Origin of the sequence: Streptococcus mitis (genome assembly GCF_946190375.1) — a bacterium.
Classification (GTDB): domain Bacteria; phylum Bacillota; class Bacilli; order Lactobacillales; family Streptococcaceae; genus Streptococcus; species Streptococcus mitis_CJ.
The window spans coordinates 1-250 of the sequence record NZ_CAMIAF010000114.1 but is presented as its reverse complement, the minus strand read 5'-3'; the positions used below and the strand labels follow the sequence as shown (position 1 = coordinate 250).

Sequence of the window (250 nt, the reverse complement as noted above, 5' to 3'; positions counted from 1 at the left end):
GGGCAGTCGCTGGTGCAGCTGGACGAGGAGGGCCGTGCCCGCCTGCGTGCCGAGCAGGTCGGCTTTATCTTCCAGTCCTTCCTGCTATTGCCTACCCTGAGTGCGCTTGAGAATGTCATGTTGCCAGCCGAATTGCGTGGCGAGACCCGCTGCGAGCCCAGAGCCCGCGAGCTGCTGGCGGCGGTGGGGCTCAGCGAGCGCCTTCACCATCTGCCACCGCGCCTCTCCGGCGGTGAGCAGCAGCGGGTTG

Annotated in this window: 1 protein-coding gene; it reads left to right on the top strand. The window is 67.6% G+C overall.

Features of this window, described 5'->3' with window-relative positions:
* Positions 1-250 (top strand): ATP-binding cassette domain-containing protein (locus tag N8M09_RS11025; RefSeq protein ID WP_369009852.1); only part of this gene is annotated, 250 nt, incomplete at both ends.